This is a genomic window from Marinitoga aeolica (genome assembly GCF_029910535.1).
Lineage (GTDB): Bacteria > Thermotogota > Thermotogae > Petrotogales > Petrotogaceae > Marinitoga > Marinitoga aeolica.
The window spans coordinates 422,368-440,512 of sequence record NZ_CP069362.1; the positions used below are offsets into that span (position 1 = coordinate 422,368).

Annotated in this window: 33 protein-coding genes; all 33 read right to left on the reverse strand. The window is 32.3% G+C overall.

Annotated elements, in window-relative coordinates:
- Window positions 1–11 precede the first annotated feature (11 nt).
- Entirely contained in the window at window positions 12–1,268 is a 1,257-nt protein-coding gene (rho, locus tag JRV97_RS01945; RefSeq protein WP_407081564.1) for a transcription termination factor Rho, read from the reverse strand.
- A 259-nt stretch (window positions 1,269–1,527) separates the two neighbouring features.
- Window positions 1,528–1,944, reverse strand: a complete 417-nt coding sequence (gene rplQ / locus JRV97_RS01950; protein WP_280999727.1) for a 50S ribosomal protein L17 — start codon at window positions 1,942–1,944, stop codon at window positions 1,528–1,530.
- Between the two features lie 5 nt (window positions 1,945–1,949).
- On the reverse strand, window positions 1,950–3,005 hold the full coding sequence (locus tag JRV97_RS01955) for a DNA-directed RNA polymerase subunit alpha (RefSeq protein WP_280999729.1): 1,056 nt from the start codon (window positions 3,003–3,005) through the stop codon (window positions 1,950–1,952).
- Between the two features lie 92 nt (window positions 3,006–3,097).
- The gene (gene rpsD / locus JRV97_RS01960) at window positions 3,098–3,727 is read right to left on the reverse strand and encodes a 30S ribosomal protein S4 (protein ID WP_280999731.1); all 630 of its coding nucleotides are present in this window, start codon (window positions 3,725–3,727) and stop codon (window positions 3,098–3,100) included.
- Between the two features lie 21 nt (window positions 3,728–3,748).
- On the reverse strand, window positions 3,749–4,132 hold the full coding sequence (gene rpsK / locus JRV97_RS01965) for a 30S ribosomal protein S11 (RefSeq protein WP_129409953.1): 384 nt from the start codon (window positions 4,130–4,132) through the stop codon (window positions 3,749–3,751).
- A gap of 15 nt (window positions 4,133–4,147) precedes the next feature.
- On the reverse strand, window positions 4,148–4,516 hold the full coding sequence (gene rpsM, locus JRV97_RS01970) for a 30S ribosomal protein S13 (protein ID WP_280999735.1): 369 nt from the start codon (window positions 4,514–4,516) through the stop codon (window positions 4,148–4,150).
- Window positions 4,517–4,538: 22 nt separating this feature from the next.
- On the reverse strand, window positions 4,539–4,655 hold the full coding sequence (gene rpmJ / locus JRV97_RS01975) for a 50S ribosomal protein L36 (RefSeq protein ID WP_047265664.1): 117 nt from the start codon (window positions 4,653–4,655) through the stop codon (window positions 4,539–4,541).
- 4 nt (window positions 4,656–4,659) lie between these two features.
- A complete protein-coding gene (infA, locus tag JRV97_RS01980) occupies window positions 4,660–4,911 on the reverse strand; it encodes a translation initiation factor IF-1 (protein ID WP_206076377.1) in 252 nt (83 codons plus the stop codon).
- A gap of 17 nt (window positions 4,912–4,928) precedes the next feature.
- Window positions 4,929–5,681, reverse strand: coding sequence for a type I methionyl aminopeptidase (gene map, locus JRV97_RS01985; protein WP_280999740.1), 753 nt, complete (start codon window positions 5,679–5,681; stop codon window positions 4,929–4,931).
- Window positions 5,678–6,337 (reverse strand): adenylate kinase, encoded by a 660-nt coding sequence (locus tag JRV97_RS01990; RefSeq protein ID WP_280999742.1) that lies wholly within the window; start codon window positions 6,335–6,337, stop codon window positions 5,678–5,680. The genes map and JRV97_RS01990 overlap by 4 nt, the downstream gene beginning before the upstream one ends.
- A 2-nt stretch (window positions 6,338–6,339) precedes the next feature.
- Window positions 6,340–7,617 carry a preprotein translocase subunit SecY gene (gene secY, locus JRV97_RS01995; RefSeq protein WP_280999744.1) on the reverse strand — a complete coding sequence of 426 codons (1,278 nt, stop codon included), beginning with the start codon at window positions 7,615–7,617 and terminating at the stop codon, window positions 6,340–6,342.
- On the reverse strand, window positions 7,617–8,072 hold the full coding sequence (gene rplO / locus JRV97_RS02000) for a 50S ribosomal protein L15 (protein WP_280999745.1): 456 nt from the start codon (window positions 8,070–8,072) through the stop codon (window positions 7,617–7,619). The genes secY and rplO overlap by 1 nt, the downstream gene beginning before the upstream one ends.
- A 13-nt stretch (window positions 8,073–8,085) precedes the next feature.
- The gene (gene rpmD, locus JRV97_RS02005) at window positions 8,086–8,271 is read right to left on the reverse strand and encodes a 50S ribosomal protein L30 (RefSeq protein ID WP_280999747.1); all 186 of its coding nucleotides are present in this window, start codon (window positions 8,269–8,271) and stop codon (window positions 8,086–8,088) included.
- 5 nt (window positions 8,272–8,276) lie between these two features.
- Window positions 8,277–8,810 carry a 30S ribosomal protein S5 gene (gene rpsE, locus JRV97_RS02010; protein WP_129409948.1) on the reverse strand — a complete coding sequence of 178 codons (534 nt, stop codon included), beginning with the start codon at window positions 8,808–8,810 and terminating at the stop codon, window positions 8,277–8,279.
- A gap of 17 nt (window positions 8,811–8,827) precedes the next feature.
- Window positions 8,828–9,190 (reverse strand): 50S ribosomal protein L18, encoded by a 363-nt coding sequence (gene rplR / locus JRV97_RS02015; protein ID WP_280999749.1) that lies wholly within the window; start codon window positions 9,188–9,190, stop codon window positions 8,828–8,830.
- Window positions 9,191–9,204: 14 nt separating this feature from the next.
- Entirely contained in the window at window positions 9,205–9,759 is a 555-nt protein-coding gene (rplF, locus tag JRV97_RS02020; protein ID WP_280999751.1) for a 50S ribosomal protein L6, read from the reverse strand.
- Between the two features lie 14 nt (window positions 9,760–9,773).
- Complete coding sequence (rpsH, locus tag JRV97_RS02025) at window positions 9,774–10,178, reverse strand: 30S ribosomal protein S8 (RefSeq protein WP_280999753.1); 405 nt, start codon at window positions 10,176–10,178, stop codon at window positions 9,774–9,776.
- A 13-nt stretch (window positions 10,179–10,191) separates the two neighbouring features.
- Window positions 10,192–10,377: a type Z 30S ribosomal protein S14 gene (locus JRV97_RS02030; RefSeq protein WP_014296355.1), complete on the reverse strand. Its 186-nt coding sequence runs from the start codon at window positions 10,375–10,377 to the stop codon at window positions 10,192–10,194.
- Between the two features lie 14 nt (window positions 10,378–10,391).
- Window positions 10,392–10,946 (reverse strand): 50S ribosomal protein L5, encoded by a 555-nt coding sequence (gene rplE / locus JRV97_RS02035; protein ID WP_129409943.1) that lies wholly within the window; start codon window positions 10,944–10,946, stop codon window positions 10,392–10,394.
- A gap of 17 nt (window positions 10,947–10,963) precedes the next feature.
- Complete coding sequence (rplX, locus tag JRV97_RS02040; RefSeq protein ID WP_280999761.1) at window positions 10,964–11,281, reverse strand: 50S ribosomal protein L24; 318 nt, start codon at window positions 11,279–11,281, stop codon at window positions 10,964–10,966.
- Window positions 11,282–11,290: 9 nt separating this feature from the next.
- Window positions 11,291–11,659, reverse strand: coding sequence for a 50S ribosomal protein L14 (gene rplN / locus JRV97_RS02045; protein WP_047265676.1), 369 nt, complete (start codon window positions 11,657–11,659; stop codon window positions 11,291–11,293).
- Entirely contained in the window at window positions 11,659–11,961 is a 303-nt protein-coding gene (rpsQ, locus tag JRV97_RS02050) for a 30S ribosomal protein S17 (RefSeq protein WP_280999764.1), read from the reverse strand. The genes rplN and rpsQ overlap by 1 nt, the downstream gene beginning before the upstream one ends.
- A gap of 6 nt (window positions 11,962–11,967) precedes the next feature.
- Window positions 11,968–12,174: a 50S ribosomal protein L29 gene (gene rpmC, locus JRV97_RS02055; RefSeq protein ID WP_072864136.1), complete on the reverse strand. Its 207-nt coding sequence runs from the start codon at window positions 12,172–12,174 to the stop codon at window positions 11,968–11,970.
- Window positions 12,171–12,599: a 50S ribosomal protein L16 gene (rplP, locus tag JRV97_RS02060; protein WP_047267805.1), complete on the reverse strand. Its 429-nt coding sequence runs from the start codon at window positions 12,597–12,599 to the stop codon at window positions 12,171–12,173. Before rplP ends, rpmC begins: the two co-directional genes overlap by 4 nt.
- Window positions 12,600–12,621: 22 nt before the next feature.
- Window positions 12,622–13,254, reverse strand: coding sequence for a 30S ribosomal protein S3 (rpsC, locus tag JRV97_RS02065; protein WP_129409939.1), 633 nt, complete (start codon window positions 13,252–13,254; stop codon window positions 12,622–12,624).
- A gap of 12 nt (window positions 13,255–13,266) precedes the next feature.
- Window positions 13,267–13,719: a 50S ribosomal protein L22 gene (gene rplV / locus JRV97_RS02070; RefSeq protein WP_407081555.1), complete on the reverse strand. Its 453-nt coding sequence runs from the start codon at window positions 13,717–13,719 to the stop codon at window positions 13,267–13,269.
- A 14-nt stretch (window positions 13,720–13,733) separates the two neighbouring features.
- Complete coding sequence (gene rpsS, locus JRV97_RS02075) at window positions 13,734–14,018, reverse strand: 30S ribosomal protein S19 (RefSeq protein ID WP_129409937.1); 285 nt, start codon at window positions 14,016–14,018, stop codon at window positions 13,734–13,736.
- Between the two features lie 17 nt (window positions 14,019–14,035).
- A complete protein-coding gene (gene rplB / locus JRV97_RS02080; protein ID WP_280999770.1) occupies window positions 14,036–14,860 on the reverse strand; it encodes a 50S ribosomal protein L2 in 825 nt (274 codons plus the stop codon).
- 16 nt (window positions 14,861–14,876) lie between these two features.
- Window positions 14,877–15,176: a 50S ribosomal protein L23 gene (gene rplW / locus JRV97_RS02085; RefSeq protein ID WP_280999771.1), complete on the reverse strand. Its 300-nt coding sequence runs from the start codon at window positions 15,174–15,176 to the stop codon at window positions 14,877–14,879.
- Window positions 15,176–15,853, reverse strand: a complete 678-nt coding sequence (gene rplD / locus JRV97_RS02090) for a 50S ribosomal protein L4 (RefSeq protein ID WP_280999772.1) — start codon at window positions 15,851–15,853, stop codon at window positions 15,176–15,178. The genes rplW and rplD overlap by 1 nt, the downstream gene beginning before the upstream one ends.
- 34 nt (window positions 15,854–15,887) lie before the next feature.
- Complete coding sequence (gene rplC / locus JRV97_RS02095; protein WP_280999773.1) at window positions 15,888–16,511, reverse strand: 50S ribosomal protein L3; 624 nt, start codon at window positions 16,509–16,511, stop codon at window positions 15,888–15,890.
- Window positions 16,512–16,541: 30 nt separating this feature from the next.
- Complete coding sequence (gene rpsJ / locus JRV97_RS02100) at window positions 16,542–16,850, reverse strand: 30S ribosomal protein S10 (RefSeq protein ID WP_047265687.1); 309 nt, start codon at window positions 16,848–16,850, stop codon at window positions 16,542–16,544.
- Between the two features lie 88 nt (window positions 16,851–16,938).
- Entirely contained in the window at window positions 16,939–18,138 is a 1,200-nt protein-coding gene (gene tuf / locus JRV97_RS02105; protein WP_129409932.1) for an elongation factor Tu, read from the reverse strand.
- Window positions 18,139–18,145: the final 7 nt, after the last annotated feature.

Below are 18,145 nucleotides of genomic sequence, written 5' to 3' on the forward strand. Positions count from 1 at the left end.
CCCCTTAATTACTAATCTACAAATTTCTGTTTTTCAATTTCTTTAAATAATTTTTTGTTATTTTCATATTTTCTCATAAGTCTAAATATCTCCATTAACGCCTCTTCTGTAGATAAATTATTCAACCAATTTCTTAAAATCCATGAATATCTTAATTCATCCTTATTAAATAACAATTCTTCTTTTCTTGTACCTGATAATTTTACATCTATTGCAGGGAATATTCTCTTATTCGCAAGGTCTCTTGAGAGAATTAATTCCATATTCCCCGTTCCTTTAAATTCTTCAAATATTACTTCATCCATTTTTGAACCTGTTTCTATAAGTGCTGTAGCTAATATAGTTAAACTTCCACCTTCTCTTATTCTCCTTGCTGCACCAAAAAATTTCTTTGGAAAGGTTAATGCAGATGGATCAACACCACCACTTAATAGTTTTCCACTCGGTGGAACATATAAATTATAAGCACGAGCTAATCTGGTTAATGAATCCATAAGAATAATTACATCATGACCAAATTCAACAAGTCTTTTTGCCATGTTTAACGTCATTTCCGCTACTTTTATTTGATTATGAGGATCCATATCAAATGGGGCCGCTATAACTTCTGCATCCACAGTTTCTCTTATATCTGTAACTTCTTCTGGTCTTTCATCTATTAATAAAACTATTCTCTTAGTTTCAGGATTATTTTTTGCAATAGAATTTGCAATATCTTTCAATAATGTAGTTTTTCCAGCTTTCGGTGGAGCAACAACCAATCCTCTTTGACCTTTTCCAATTGGTGAAAATATATCTATTATTCTTGAACTAACTGGTGAATTTTCATATTCTAATTGAAGCCTTTCATTTGGATAAACTGGAGTAAGGTTTTCAAAAGAAATTCTATCTCTTGCCTGTTCTGGAGCTTGATAATTAACTGCCTCAACACGTAATAGTGCAAAAAATTTTTCTCCTTCTTTTGGTGGTCTCACCTGACCAGCAACTATATCTCCTGTGGAAAGATTGAATCTTCTAATTTGAGATTGTGAAACATACACATCATCATTTCCATTTAATAATGAATTATGAGTATTTCTCAAAAATCCATAACCATCTGGAAGAATTTCTAATACTCCTTCATGAAAAAAATATCCAAATGATTCTGTTTGTTTACTTAAAATTTTAAATTTTAGTTCATGATCCGTAAGAACAGAATAATTTTCAATTCCATATTTCCTTGCCAGATTATACAATTGTCTTCTTGACATTTGATTTAATTTCCCCATATCGATCTCTACAGGAATTATTTCATCCTTTTTTATATCTCTATTATTTTCACTCACATTATCACCTCTATGTATTAATATAAATTATATAAACTTGATATTTTTTATGTGTGGATTACATGATATTATTTCTAGGATAAGTTTATTAATTATTGCAGTTATTTTTGAAGCACAATAGAAGACATTATTTTGATATAAAAATATTATACCACATTTTTAATTAAAAAAACCCCGAAAACTCGGGGTTTTTTTATATTTATTAATTTTCTGAATTTTCCTCTTTCTTTTCTATATTCTCTACTAACTGTAATAATGATAACTCTGCTGCATCTCCTCTTCTGAAGCCTATTTTTAATATCCTTGTATAACCACTTTTTCTATTTGCATCTATAAATACTTTAGCTACTTCGTCAACTATTTTATTTGTAAATCTTTTATCATTGAAATATCTGTTTATTTGTCTTCTTAAAGCAACGCTTCTATCTTTATTGTCAGTTTCTTTAGCTTCAATTGCTTTTGTTAATATTTTTTCAACCATAGGTTTTACTGCTTTTGCTTTTGCAGTAGTTGTTATAATGCTTCCATGTTCAAATACTTCTCTAGCTAAGTTTTTTAATAAAGCCTTCCTATGTGAAGCATATCTGCTTAATTTATTTATCTTTACTCTATGTCTCATAATACTTAGGCTCCTCCCTTCTGGATCTCATCATAATCCAATTGGAATTTTTCTTGTAATTCTTTTCGAATTTCATCCAATGATTTTTTACCAAAATTCTTAATTTTCATTAATTCTTCTGGATCTTTTTTAAGAATATCTCTAACTGTATGTATTTTTTCTCTTTTTAAACAATTTTTAGCCCTTTTACTTAAATCAAGCTCATCAATTTTTGTTTCTAATATTTCAATATTAATATTTTTAAATTCTTCTTCTACTTCAGGAGATGCTGGTTTTTCTTCTGATAAAAGGGGCTCCCCAGTTTCTATTACTGGTGGATTTTCCTCTAAACCAGCCAAATCTTCTCTCCAAGAAGCATATATAATATTAAAATGTTCTATTAATATTTTAGTTGCTTTAACTAAAGCTTCTTTTGGATCAATGGATTTCTTTGTCCAAACTTCTAAAATTAATTTATCATAGTCAGTTCTTTTTCCAACACGAACATTTTCTGTTAAATAATTAACTCTAATAACTGGACTATATACACCATCAATGTAAATATATTCTATATCTTTTGATAAATCCATTTCTGATGTTGAAACGAAGCCCTTTCCAATTGTTGCGTATAATTCCATTTCAAATTTCTTAGCTGCATTCATTGTTGCTATTTTTAAATCAGGGTTTGCAACTTCAATTCCAGCTGGAGTTATTATGTCTCCTGCTTTTATTTCAGCTGGCCCCATTTTATCTATTCTTAAAACAATTGGCTCTTTTAAATTATTAATATTATCAAAATCCAAAACTTTTAGTTCGACTTTTTTCAAATTAACTGTAATTTCCAAAATATCCTCTTGAACGCCTTCAATTACATCAAACTCATGCAATTTTCCAGGAATTCTAATACTGGTAATAGCTAATCCTGGTATTGAGGATAATAATACTCTTCTTAATGCGTTACCTATCGTAACTGCATATCCTCTTTCTAAAGGCGACAAGACAAACCTTCCATATTTGTATTCCAATTCTTCTGATTCTTCCAAAGTTTCCAATATCATTTTTTCTGGTTTTACAAATTCCATTCATTACCCCCAATTTAGTTTTTCTAAATTGGAGTGCACCCCCTTTCTTTTTGTTAGGCGCGTTTTTGCGATAATCAAAATAGTCATCAATATTATTTTGAGTAAAGCTCGATAATAGCTTGTAAATCTACAGGTACTTCCATTTCATCTAAAGTAGGTAATCTTAAGAAAGAACCTTTAAATGCATTGTAGTCTACTTCTATCCAATCTAATCTTTTATTTGCTTTTTGAGCTAATTCTATTCCTTGTTTGATTGGTAAAATTGATCTGCTCTTTTCTTTCACTTCAATAACATCTCCTGGTTTTACCCTATATGAAGGTATATCTACTTTTCTACCATTTACTAAGAAATGACCATGTCTTACTAATTGCCTTGCAGTTCTTCTATTTACTGCATATCCCATTTGATATACTACATTATCCAATCTTGTTTCCAAAATTCTCATTAAGTTTTCTCCTGTGTTACCTTCTTTTCTTGATGCTTCTTCAAAGTATCTTCTGAATTGTCTTTCTAATACACCATAAATTCTTTTTAATGCTTGTTTTGCCCTTAATTGTAATCCATATTGTGTAGGTTTTTTTGCTTGTTTTCCATGTTGTCCTGGAGCATATGGTCTTCTTGCAAGAGCACATTTATCTGTATAACATCTTTCACCTTTTAAATATAATTTAAATCCTTCTCTTCTACAAAGTTTACAAAGAGATCCTATATATCTTGCCATTACATTCCCTCCTCTTTGGCCTTACATTCCTTTTCTTTTCTTTGGTCTACAACCGTTATGAGGTATTGGAGTTTTATCTTTAATATTTTCAATTACCAAACCTGCAGCTTGTAAAGTTCTTATTGCTGATTCTCTTCCAGCGCCTGGACCTTTTACATAAACATCTAATCTTTTTACACCATATTTTAAAGCTTCTTTTGCAACTTTATCTGCTGCTAACTGTGAAGCATATGGTGTACCTTTTTTTGTTCCTGAAAAACCAGCTGTTCCTCCACTTGCCCAGAATAAAGCATTACCTGACGGATCAGTTAATGTGATAATTGTATTATTGAATGTGGATTGAATATGTACAACTGCTTTTTCAAGCGAAATCTTCTTTTTCTTTTGACTTGTTCTTCTAGCCATAGCTAAACCTCCTTATTACTTTTTCTTACCGATTTTTGAAGGTCTTGGACCTTTTCTTGTTCTTGCATTTGAATGTGTTTTTTGACCTCTAACTGGTAATCCATTCTTATGCCTATAACCTCTGTATGATCCAATTTCTATTAACCTTGCAATGCTCTTTTGAACTTCTTGTCTTAATTCACCTTCAACAAGATAATGTTCATTGATATAGTGAGTTATTTTACTAATCTCATCATCTGATAATTCTTTTGCCCTTTTATCAGGGTCAATGCCTGTTGCTTCTAAAATTTCCATTGCTCTATGTTTCCCAATACCGTAAATGTATGTAAGAGCAATGAATAACTTCTTGTTATTTGGTACTTCAACACCCAAAATACGTGGCATTCAAATTTCCCTCCTTTAAAAATTATCCTTGTCTTTGGTTATGCTTAGGATTTTTGGAACAAACTACCCATACTCTGCCTTTTCTTCTGATAACTCTACAATGTTCACATCTCTTTTTTACTGAGGCTCTTACTTTCATTCGCTCATTCCTCCTCGTTACTTGGATTTCTTTTGATTCTTTCTCTACGTATTATTCTACCTCTATTTAAATCATAAATTGATACTTCAACTATTACTCTATCTCCAGGTACTAATCTTATAAAGTTCTTTCTCATTTTACCCGAAATATGAGCTAAAATCATATGTCCATTATCCAATTCTACTCTGAATGTAGCATTTGGTAAAGACTCAACAATATGACCTTCCATTACAATAACATCATCTTTCTTTGCCACGGTCATCACCTCTCGGGCTAATCTAATATTGTTAATACTTCCGGACCATTCTTAGTTACTACAAATGTATTTTCGTAGTGTGCTGATAAAGAATTATCCGCTGTAACTGCTGTCCAGCCATCTTCTAACACTTCTACCTTCCAATCTCCCATGGAAACCATAGGTTCAACAGCAAAAGTCATTCTTTCCCTAATTAGGGGTCCTTTGCCTTTTTGACCATAGTTTGGTATCTGTGGATCTTCATGCAATTTTCTTCCAACACCATGTCCTACATATTCTTTAATAATAGAAAATCCATAAGATTCAACATAAGTTTGTATTGCATTACCAATATCACCAATTCGATTTCCCGGAACTGCTTGCTCAATACCTATCCAAAATGATTTTTCTGTAACTTCAACTAACTTTCTTACTTTTTCATTTGCCTCGCCTATTATGAATGTTCTTGCTGCATCCGCTATATATCCTTCCAAGGTTAATCCCATATCAATTGATACAATATCTCCATTTTTAAATACTTTTTCTCGAAGCGGAAATCCATGTACAATCTCTTCATTTACAGATATACAAGTTGCGTATGGAAATCCACCATATCCTTTGAATGTTGGAATAAATCCTTTTTCTTTCATATAGCTATTTACAAATCTTTCAACTTCATATGCATTTGACCCTTCGACAACCAAGTTTTTTATTTTTTCAAAGAGGATAGCGAGCTGCCTGCCAGCTCGCCTCATCTTATCAACTTCAGATTGTGTTTTTATTAAAATCATACTATCCCTTCCAATATATTAAACACTTCTTTTGTAACTATTTCTACCGTTCCACTACCGTTTACTGTAAAGAAATGATTATATTTTTTATAAAATTCTATTACAGGGTATGTTTTTTCCATATAAACTTTATATCTATCCCTTACTACATCTTCTTTATCATCATCACGTTGAATTAAATCCACACCACAAATATCACATTTATTTTCTACTTTAGGTTTTAAAGTAATTATGTTGTATATTTTTCCACATTTTGGACATATCCTTCGTGAAGTAATCCTTTTTACAACTGTTTCTTCATCTACTTCAAGATAGATTATTCCAGTTATTGGATTATTCATATCTTTTAATATTTTCTCCAACGATTCGGCTTGTGGAAGAGTTCTTGGATAGCCATCCAGAATAAATCCTTTTTCTACATCAGGTTTACTTAATCTATCTTTTATAACGTCTAACATAATTTCATCCGAAACCAGTTGCCCACTATCCAAAATAGATTTTACTCTTTTACCGAGTTCACTACCGGAAGCTACGGCATCTCTTAACATATCTCCAGTCGATATATGAGGAATATCATATTTTTTTGATACCTCTTTTGCTATTGTTCCCTTACCTGCTCCCGGAGGACCAAAAAACAATAAATTAAGTTTTGACATAATTATCTCCTCCCGCGGAGTTTCCCTTTCTTCATGAAACCCTCATATTGTCTTGTAATCATATGAGCTTCAATTTGTTGCATAATATCTAATGAAACACCAACTGCAATAAGTGCTGATGTACCACCAATCCAAATATTAACACCTGAAGTACTTCTTATTACATAAGGAATTAATGAAATTACTACTAAGAATAATGCGCCAATAAATGTAACTCTCATCATAGTCTTTGTTATATAATCTGATGTTGGTTTACCCGGTCTTATACCAGGAATAAAACCACCATACTTTTTAATATTTTCTGAAATATCGTTTGGATCAATAACTACTGAATTATAGAAATAAGCAAAGAAGAATATTAATAATGCATAAATAATTAAATATATTGGTGTTCCATATCCAAACCATCTACTAACCCATTGAGCACCTGTCGTCGTTGCTAACATTGAAGGTAATGTCATTATGGCTGAGGCAAAGATAATTGGTAAAACACCACCGCCATTAACCTTTATAGGTATATATGTAGAAGCTCCACCGTAAATTTTATTTCCTACAACCCTTTTTGCATATTGTACATTAATTCTTCTTTCTGAGGTCTGTAAATAAACTGTACCAACTACTACTGCTATTGCAACAATAATCAATATTATCCATTCGAAAACGCTTAATCTACCAACTAAACCACTTGCTATATATTGTGGGAATCTTGATACAATCCCTGCAAAAATCAATACAGAAATACCATTTCCAATACCTTTTTCTGTTATCATTTCACCTAACCATAATAAGAACATTGTTCCAGCAACTATAGAAGATGTTGATATTAATATGAAAATTAAGTAATTTAAATTAGGAGATCTGTAATTTGCAACTCCTAAAGATAAGAAAAATCCTTGAAGCAAAGCAAGACCTAAAGTAACCTGTCTCGTCAATCTTCCAAATTTTTTTCTGCCCTCTTCCCCTTCTTTTAACATTTCTTTCAAACTTGGTATTACTGATGCTAATAATTGTAGAATAATAGATGCATTAATATAAGGAGTTACACTTAAAACAAATATAGAAAATTGTTTTAAAGAACCTCCAGTAAATACATCAAAGAAACTTATTAATCCCTGCGTTGCTCCTCCTAAACCCGCAATAAAACTTTCCCACCTAGCTAAATCAATTCCAGGAATAGGGATATAGATACCTACTCTAAATGCAATTAAAGCTAACAATGTAAATATAATACGATCCCGGAGTTCCGGGATCTTCCACATATTCTTAAATGCTTCTTTCATTATTGAATCACCTCGACACTTCCGCCGGCTGATTCGATTTTTTCTTGTGCTTTTTTACTAAATGCATGTGCTTTAACTTTTAATGGTTTTGTTAGTTCACCATTTCCTAATACTTTTACACCATCTTTTATTTTCTTAATTATTTTCTTTTCCAATAATTTTTCTGGTGTTACTTCTTCATTAGCTTCAAATCTATTTTCTAATACAGAAATATTTACTTCTGCATAGTCTTTTTTAAATGGTGCATTTGTGAATCCATATTTTGGGATTCTTCTGAATAAAGGTGTTTGACCACCTTCAAAACTTGGTCTTACTTTTCCTTTACCTCTTGATTTTTGACCTTTATGACCTTTTCCACCTGTTTTTCCTAACCCTGAGCTCCAACCTCTTCCGGTTCTCTTAGCAATTTTTCTTGATCCTTCGGCGGGTTTTAAGTCTGATATTTTAAGAGACATATTTGCTACCCCCTCATTCTTCAATTTCTTCAACCTTCACGAGATGTTGTACTTTTGTTATCATACCTCTTATTTCTGGTCTATCTTCTTTTATTACTTCATGATTTGGCTTTCTCAAACCTAAGGCATCTAAGGTGGCGAGTTGTCTATAATTTTTCCCCGCTCTTCCTCTTATAAGTTTTATTTTTAATTTAGCCATTTCTCTTATCCCTCCTTATGGGCACCTTGGAATACCTTTGTAACACTCAAGTCTCTGAGTTCTGCATATTCTTTTGGTGATTTTAATTCTTTTAATCCATTCAAAGTAGCTTTAGATAAGTTAATTGCCGTTGTTGAACCTAAAGCTTTTGAAAGGATATTATGAACTCCTGCTAACTCAACAACAGCACGAACTGCTGCAGAAGCAATAATACCAGTACCTGGTCCTGCTGGTTTTAAAAGAACTTTTGAAGCATCTTGTCTTCCTAATACTTCATGAGGAATGGTTCCATTTTTTACAGGAACTTCTATCATATTTTTCTTTGCATTTTGAATTGCTTTTCTAATTGCTTGTGGAACTTCTCTTGCATTTCCACTTCCTACTCCAACTTTTCCATTTCTATTTCCTACTACAGCTACAACTCTAAATGAAATATTTTTTCCACCTGTTGTAACCTTGGTAACTCTTCTAATTTCTATTATTCTTTCTTCAAATTCTTCAGCAGCTGCTGAAGCCATTAAATTTTTATCTAAGGCCATTTCCTGTCTACACCTCCTTAAAAGTCAAGACCTGCTTCACGTGCAGCATCAGCTAATGCTTTTATTTTTCCATGATATTTGAAGCCGCCTCTATCAAATGATACTTTTGATACTCCTTTTTCTAAAGCTTTTTTGGCAATTAATTTTCCTACTTCTTTAGCAGCTTCAATATCCCATGTTTTTTCTAATTTAAAATCTTTATCTACAGTAGAAGCAGCTGCTATTGTATGACCTTTTGTGTCATCTATAATTTGAACGTATATATGTTTATTGCTCTTGAAAACTGCCATTCTTGGTCTTTCAGGAGTTCCAAAAACTTTTCTTCTAACCCTTAAATGTCTTTTTCTTCTTAATTTTTTCTTTTGGATGGGTTTAATCATCTGGTCAGCCTCCCTTAAACTTTCTTACCTTGTTTTCTGATAATTACCTCACCAACATATTTAATACCTTTTCCTGAGTAAACATTTGGTTTTCTAAATCTTTTAATTTTTGCAGCAACTTCACCAACTAAATATTTATCTATTCCTTTTACAATAACTTTGTTTGGTGCTGGTACTTCAATTGTTATTCCTTCAGGTGGAAGGTATTCAATTGGGTGAGAATATCCTAATTGTAATACTAATTTAGAACCCTGCATTGCTGCTCTATAACCAATACCTAAAATTTCTAATTCTTTTGAAAATCCTTCTGTTACACCTTTGATCATATTTTTTATCAATGATGCATAAGTTCCTTGAAACATATTTATTCTTTTTGCATCACTTTTTCTTTTCATTGAAGTTTCATTTCCTTCAACTTTTATTTTATTATCTTCAATTACAAATTTAACGTAAGGTAAATATTCTTGAGTCAATTCACCCTTTGGACCTTTAACTTTAATTAAATTATCGTTAATTGTCACTTCTACTCCATTTGGTATATCTATTGGATTTTTTGATATACGTGACATTTATTCAGCACCTCCTACCAAACGTAACAAATTAATTCTCCACCGACTCCAAGTTCTCTTGCTTCTTTGTCGGTAAGAACACCTTTTGAAGTTGAAATTATTGATATACCCATTCCACCTTTTACTACTGGAATTTTATCTTTTGAAACATATATTCTTCTACCAGGTTTTGAAACTCTAATAATACTATGTATAACGTGTTTTCTATTCTTTCTATCACCTTTATATTTCAATTGAATTTTTAATATTCCTTGTTTTCCATCTTCAATAAATTTGTAATCTGTAATATAACCTTCTCTTTTTAATATTTCAGCTATATTTCTTTTTAAATTTGATGCTGGAATTTCTACACTTTCTTTCATAACAAGATTTGCATTTCTTATTCTTGTAAGCATATCTGCTACGGGATCACTCCACATTAAGATTCCCTCCTTACCAACTTGCCTTTTTAACGCCTGGTAATTTTCCTTCCAAGGCTAATTTCCTGAAACATACTCTACATAAACCGAATTCTCTATATACAGCTCTAGGTCTTCCACAAACTATACATCTTGAATATTCTCTTGTTTTGTATTTCTTTGGTTTTTTCCATCTAGCAACCATTGATTTTTTTGCCATTATTTACCTCCTCCTTAATCTCTCTTGAAAGGGAAGCCCATTAATTGAAGGAGTTTTCTTGCTTCCTCATCTGTTTTTGCAGTAGTAACAATAGTAATATCCATACCCTGTACCCTTTTTACTTGATCAGGTTTTAATTCTGGAAATACTAACTGTTCTGTTAAACCAAATGTATAATTTCCTCTTCCATCAAAACTATTAGGATTCATACCTCTAAAATCTCTTAATTTTGGAAAGATTATGTTTATTAATTTAAACAAGAAATTGTACATTTTTACGTTTCTCAATGTAACTTTTGCACCAATAGGCATTCCTTCTCTTAATTTAAAGTTAGCAACACTTTTCTTTGCTCTTGTAACTACAGCTTTTTGACCTGTAATCAATGATAATTCTTGAGCATGTTTTTCAACAACATCTGCATTCCTAGCGCCCTCGCCAATTCCCATATTTACAACTATTTTAACGATTTTTGGAACTTCATGAATGTTTTTATATCCAAATTCTTTCATGAGGGCTGGAACTACTTCTTTTTCATATTCTTCTTTTAATGGAATGTATTCATATCTCATAATCTATTCCTCCCTCATTAAACCTTGTCTATAATTTCGTTACATTTTCTACAAATTCTTACCTTTCTACCTTCTTCTAAGAATCTGTATCCAACCCTTGTTGGTTTGCCACAGCTTGGACAAACAACCATAACTTTACTTGCATGAATAGGTGAAGGTTGTTCAATAATTCCACCTTCTCTTAATTGTTGAGTTGGTCTTTGATGCTTTTTTACTATATTTACGTTTTCAACAATAACTTTATTTAATTTAGGAATTACTCTTAATACTTTACCTTCTTTACCTTTATCTTTTCCTGAAATAACTCTAACTAAATCTCCCTTTTTTACTTTCATGCTCTCACCTCACCATACTTCTTGTGCAAGAGATGCTATTTTTGTATAACCGGCTTCTCTTACTTCTCTAGCAATTGGTCCGAACACACGTGTACCAACAGGCATATTATTTTTGTCAATTAATACTGCAGCATTTTCATCAAATCTTATGTGAGAACCATCTTTTCTTTTGATTTCTTTTTTTGTTCTAACAACAACAGCTTTTACTACCTGTCCTTTTTTTATGTCTGTGTGTGGAATCGCTTCTCTAACAGAACAAACTACTACATCTCCAACTGTACCTACTGATTTGTGAAATCCACCTAAAACTCTTATTACTCTTAAAACTTTTGCTCCTGAGTTATCTGCTGCTCTTAAGTAACTTTCGGCTTGAATCATTATGCGTCACCCCCAACTTCTTCCACTGTTTCGGGTGTTTCATTATTTTTTTCCGCAAAAATATTCTTTTCAACTATTCTAATGACTTTCCATGTTTTTGTTTTTGAGTATGGTTTTGTTTCTTCGATTTCTACAATATCCCCTACGCCACATTCATTATTTTCATCATGAGCATGGAATTTTTTTGATTTTTTAACAAATTTCTTATATATAGGATGTTTTATTTTTCTTTCAACTTTGACAACAACAGTTTTATCCATTTTGTCGCTAACAACTTCGCCTATTAACGTTTTTTTAGGCATTACTCATTACCTCCTTATACCCAATTCCCTTTGTCTGAGAATTGTTTTTATTCTTGCTATGTCTCTTCTTACCATCTTTATGGAAGCAGTGTTTTTTATTTGACCTAATTCATGTTGAAATCTCATTTCAAATAATTTTTTCTTCGATTCTTCTAATTTTGCTTTTAATTCATCATCTGTTAAGTTAATTAATTCTGCTACTTGTTTTTTCATTTTGCTTCCCCCCTTATATGGTACCTGGGTACGATTTTTGTTTTAATAGGTAATTTGGTTGCTGCGTATTCTAGTGCTTCTTTTGCTAATTCTTCGGAAGTTCCAGCAATTTCAAATAAAACTTTTCCAGGTTTTACTACTGCTGTCCATCCTTCTACATCACCTTTACCTTTACCCATTCTTGTTCCGATTCCTTTTGAAGTTATTGGTTTGTCAGGGAATATTTTTATCCAAATTTTTCCATTTCTTTTTAATGTTCTAACCATTGCTAATCTACATGCTTCAATTTGTTGTGAAGTTATTAAAGCTGGTTCTAATGCTTTTAAACCCCATTCGCCAAAGTCAACTAATGTTCCACCTTTGGCATTACCTTTCATTTTACCTCTTTGGATCTTTCTATATTTATATCTTTTTGGCATTAACATTTACATCACGCCCTCCTTTAGTTCATAACTGAGTGTCGCCTTTATAAACCCATACTTTTATTCCAATTGTTCCAGACAATGTTTGTGCTTCAGCTGTTCCATAATCGATGTCTGATCTTAAGGTTTGTAAAGGTAATCTTCCTTCCATATACCATTCAGTTCTAGCAATTTCAGCACCGTTAAGTCTTCCTGAAACCATAATTTTAATTCCTTTTGCACCCTTCTTCAAAGCAGCTGATATAGCCCTTTTCATAGCTCTTTTATAAGAAGCTCTTTTTAATATTTGTGCTGAAATATTTTCAGCAATTAACAATGCATTTACTTGAGGGTTTCTAATTTCATCAATATTGATTCTTACGTTTCTATCGTTAACCATCTTTTCAATTTCTTTCTTTAATCCTTGAATCTCTACACCTTTTCTTCCAATAATTATTCCAACTCTTACTGCTTTTATTGTAATATTTATTTGTGTTGAGGATGGTCTTTCAATTAATATATCTCCAATTCCTGCTTCATAATATTTATTTTTTATATAATCTCTGATTTTTAAATCTTCTTTTAAAAATTCTGCATAATTATCTTCACTAAACCAATTAGCTTTCCATGGTTTTGATATTCCTAACCTAAATCCATATGGATGTACTTTTTGACCCACGGACATTCCACCTCACTTCTGAGATTTTAACTCTTTTTCTTTTTCTCTGTCTCTAACTACAACAGTAATATGTGCCAACCTTTTTTGTAAAATATCTGCTCTTCCTCTTCCTCTTGGCCATAATCTTTTCATTCTTGGACCATCATTTACATATACTTCAGCAACATATAAATCATCAGCATTTAAACCAAAGTTATTTTCAGCATTTGCAATTGCAGATACTAATATTTTATATGTTAATCTTGCAGCTTTTTTAGGACTAAACATTAATATCTGTAAAGCTTCATCTACATTTTTTCCTCTAATTGCATTAACAACTGATCTTGCTTTTTTAGGGGAAATTCTTAAGTATTTTGCTGTAGCTCTTGCTTCAATCTTTGGCTGTGCTGCTTCAGCTTCTTTTCTTATTTTATGAAAAACTGATCTTTTCAATCTTTTACCATCTTGAACTCTTGATACAGCCATAGTTACGTCCCTCCTCATTTCACCTTACCTTTTTTAGCCTTCTTGTCAGCATGACCACCAAATCTTCTTGTTGGTGCAAACTCACCTAATCTATGTCCAATCATGTGTTCTGTTATATAAACAGGTATATGTTTCATACCGTTATGTACAGCAATTGTATGTCCAATCATTTCAGGTAAAATCATAGAAGCTCTGCTCCAGGTTTTTATTACCTTTTTTTCGCCTTTTTCATTCAATTCTCTTACCTTTTTCAACAGACTTGGGTGTACATAAGGCCCTTTCTTTAATGATCTACTCACTAACAGCACCCCCTAGGTTACTTTTTTCTTCTTCTTACTATAAATTTATCTGATTTTCTCTTACCACGTCTTGTTTTAAATCCTTTTGCAGGTGTTCCCCATGGACTTCTTGGAATATGACCTTTACTTGCACCTTCACCACCGCCCATTGGGTGATCAACTGGGTTCATAGCCATACCTCTTACATGAGGCTTTTTCCCTAACCATCTTGTTCTACCTGCTTTACCAAATACTTCATTTATATGATCTTCATTTCCAACCATTCCTATTGTAGCCATACATTTTACGTGAACTCTTCTTAATTCGCTTGATGGCATTCTTAATAATGCATAATTCCCTTCTTTTGCCATTAATTGTGCATATGTTCCAGCTGATCTGGCTATTTTTGCACCTTTTCCAGGTTCAAACTCTATATTATGAACAATTGTACCTACTGGAATATTTTCTAATGGCAATGCATTTCCAGGTTTTATTTCTGCATTTGGTCCTGATGTTAATTCTTCTCCAACTTTTATTCCTTTTGGAGCTAAAATATATCTTTTTTCACCATCTGCATATACTAATAAAGCAATTCTTGCACTTCTGTTTGGATCATATTCAATAGATACAACTTTTGCTGGAATTCCAAATTTTTCCCTTTTGAAATCTATAACCCTGTATCTTCTTTTATGTCCACCACCTCTATGTCTCATTGTTACTCTACCATATGAGTTTCTACCACCTGATTTTTTGAGAGGTTGTATTAAAGATTTTTCCGGGGCGGACTTTGTAATTTCTGAAAAATCAGTGATTATCATAAATCTCCTTGAAGGAGTTGTTGGTTTAAATTTTTTGAGACCCATTCTTACTCACCTCTCCTTATAAATTACCTTGAAGCTCTTTTATAACGTATCCTTCAGCTAATTTAACTATTGCTTTTTTCCATGCTCTTGTTTTTCCTTCAAATCTTCCTAATCTTTTTGGTTTTGGTTTTACATTCATTACATAAACCTTTTCCACTTTTACATTAAATATATCCTCAACAGCTTTTTTTATTTCTGGCTTTGTTGCATCTTTTGCTACTTCAAAAGTGTATTTATTCTCACTCATTAACATGTATGTTTTTTCTGTGAGGACCGGCCTTATTATTATGTCATAATTAAATTGTTTTCTATCCATTAGCCGAGCACCTCCTCAATCTTTGCTACAGTATCTTTTGTAAGAATTACCTTTTCGTTGTTTACTATATCGAATACATTTAATCCGTCGACATTAACTTTCTTTCCATCTTTTCCTTGATTTGGATTATCTGCAATAATAACCTTAACTCCCGGAATATTTCTTGCTGATAATTTAACATTGATATATTCTTCTTTTTTCCATGGTAATACAATTAAAGTTTTTGTATTTTCGAATCCAAAATTCTTTAAAATTTCTTTCATCGATTTTGTTCTTGGTTTTTCAAAAGTTAAATCATCTATTACCAATAAGTTATTTTCTTTTACTCTTACACTTAACGCGGATCTTAATGCTAATCTTTTCATTTTTTTAGTTAATTTCTTTGACCAATCTCTTGGTTTTGGTCCAAATGTAACTCCACCATGTCTCCATAATGGTGATCTTGTTGAACCTGCTCTTGCTCTACCTGTGTGTTTTTGAGACCATGGTTTTCTTCCTCCGCCTCTTACTTCAGCTCTTGTCTTTGTTGAAGCAGTTCCTCTTCTTCTGTTTGTTAATTGCATATCAACGTATCTGTATAAAAGATCCATATTTGGTTCGATTGAAAAAATAGAGTCTTTAACTTCTATTGTTCCAATCTTTTCACCTTTAACTGAATAAAGGTCTAATTGAGCCATTTCCTTTTACCTCCTCGTTCTTCATTTTCGGGGCTTACTTTTTTATTGCTTCTCTGATTATTAATAATCCACCCCTCGCACCTGGAACTCCACCTTTAACTGCTATAAGGTTATTTTCTTTATCTATTTTTACAACTTCTGAGTTTAATACTGTTACTTTTTCATTTCCATATTGCCCGAACATTTTTTTACCTTTAAATACTTTTGCTGGTTCTGTATGGTTACCAGTTGAACCTAATGCTCTGTGGAATTTTGAACCGTGTGTTTTTCTACCTCCGCCAAAATTCCATCTTTTCATTGCACCTGTGTAACCTCTACCTTTTGACCAACCTGTTACATCAATTTTTTCTCCTTCTTCAAAAACTGTTACATCAATAACTTGTCCAATCTCATAAGCATCTACATCTTCGACTTTGAATTCTTTTAAAACTCTCATTGGTTTTACTCCAGCTTTCTTAAAAATTCCAAGTTTTGGTTTATTTACTTTATGTTCTTTTAATTCTTCAAAACCAACTTGAATAGCTGTGTAACCATCTTTTTCTTCTGTTTTCTTTTGTACTACAACACATGGTCCAGCTTTAATAACTGTGACCGGGATGGCTTTCCCATCTTTATAAACTCTTGTCATACCTACTTTTCTTCCTAAAATACCCTTCATGCTAATTCACCTCCAGAGCCCGATCAAAAATTAAGCTTTCATATCTACTGATACACCTGATGGTAATTGTATCTTTAATAGTTGTGTAACTGTTTCTTGAGTTGCATCGTAAATATAAATAACTCTTTTATGTACTCTTTTTTCAAATTGTTCTCTTGAATAATTGTATTTATGTGGTGATCTGATTACTGTATAAATTGTTTTTTCTGTTGGTAATGGAATAGGTCCAGAAACCTTTGCATTACTTTGTTTTACTGCATCAATAATCTTTTGAGCAGATTCATCTAACAATCTATGATCATAAGATTTTAATCTTATTTTGATCAATTTCTTTGCCATATAAACCCTCCTTTAAGCATTTAGCAAAGGGAGCGTGGAAGCTCCCCGATTTTATATTTTATAGTAAAAACTTTGCAAAAAGATTTTATTATTCTACTATTTCTGTAACAACACCTGCACCAACTGTTCTTCCACCTTCACGAACAGCAAATCTCATGTTCTTTTCTAAAGCTACAGGGTAAATTAATTCTACTGTTGTTACAATGTTGTCACCTGGCATTACCATTTCTGCTCCACCATCAAATTCTAATAATGTACCTGTAACATCAGCTGTTCTAATGTAGAATTGTGGTCTGTAACCTTTTTTGAATGGAGTATGTCTTCCTCCTTCTTCTTTCTTTAATACATAAATTTGTGCTTTGAATTTTTTATGTGGTGTAATTGATCCTGGTTTTGCTAATACTTGACCTCTCCATACTTCATCTTTGTCAATACCTCTTAATAAACAACCTACGTTGTCACCAGCAATACCTTCATCTAATAATTTTCTGAACATTTCTACACCAGTTACAACTGTTTTTCTTATTTCATCTGTCATACCAACGATTTCTACTTCATCACCTGGGTGGATAGCTCCTCTTTCGATTCTTCCTGTAACAACTGTACCTCTACCTGTGATTGAGAATACATCTTCAACAGGCATTAAGAATGGTTGATCTACTGGTCTTTGTGGTTCTGGGAAGTAGCTATCTACTGCATCCATTAATTCGTATATTTTTTGTACCCATGGATCGTCTTGAGAATCTGCTTCTAATGCTTTTAATGCAGAACCTTTAATTACAGGAACTTCATCTCCTGGGAATTCGTATTGACTTAACAATTCTCTTACTTCCATTTCAACTAATTCAATAATTTCTTCGTCGTCAACCATATCTGTTTTATTTATAAATACAACAATTGCAGGAACGTTAACTTGTCTTGATAACAATACGTGTTCTCTTGTTTGTGGCATAACACCATCTGTTGCTGCAACAACCAAAATAGCACCGTCCATCTGTGCAGCACCTGTGATCATGTTTTTGATGTAGTCAGCGTGACCTGGACAGTCGATATGTGCGTAGTGTCTGTTATCTGTTTCGTATTCAACGTGTGCGATATTAATTGTTATACCTCTAGCTTTTTCTTCTGGAGCTTTATCGATTTGTTCAAATGGTGTGAAATCTGCATATCCTTTCATTGCTAATGATTTTGTAATAGCTGCTGTTAATGTTGTTTTACCGTGGTCGATATGTCCGATAGTACCAATGTTCATATGTGGTTTACTTCTGACGAACTTTTCTTTTGCCATTTTTTTC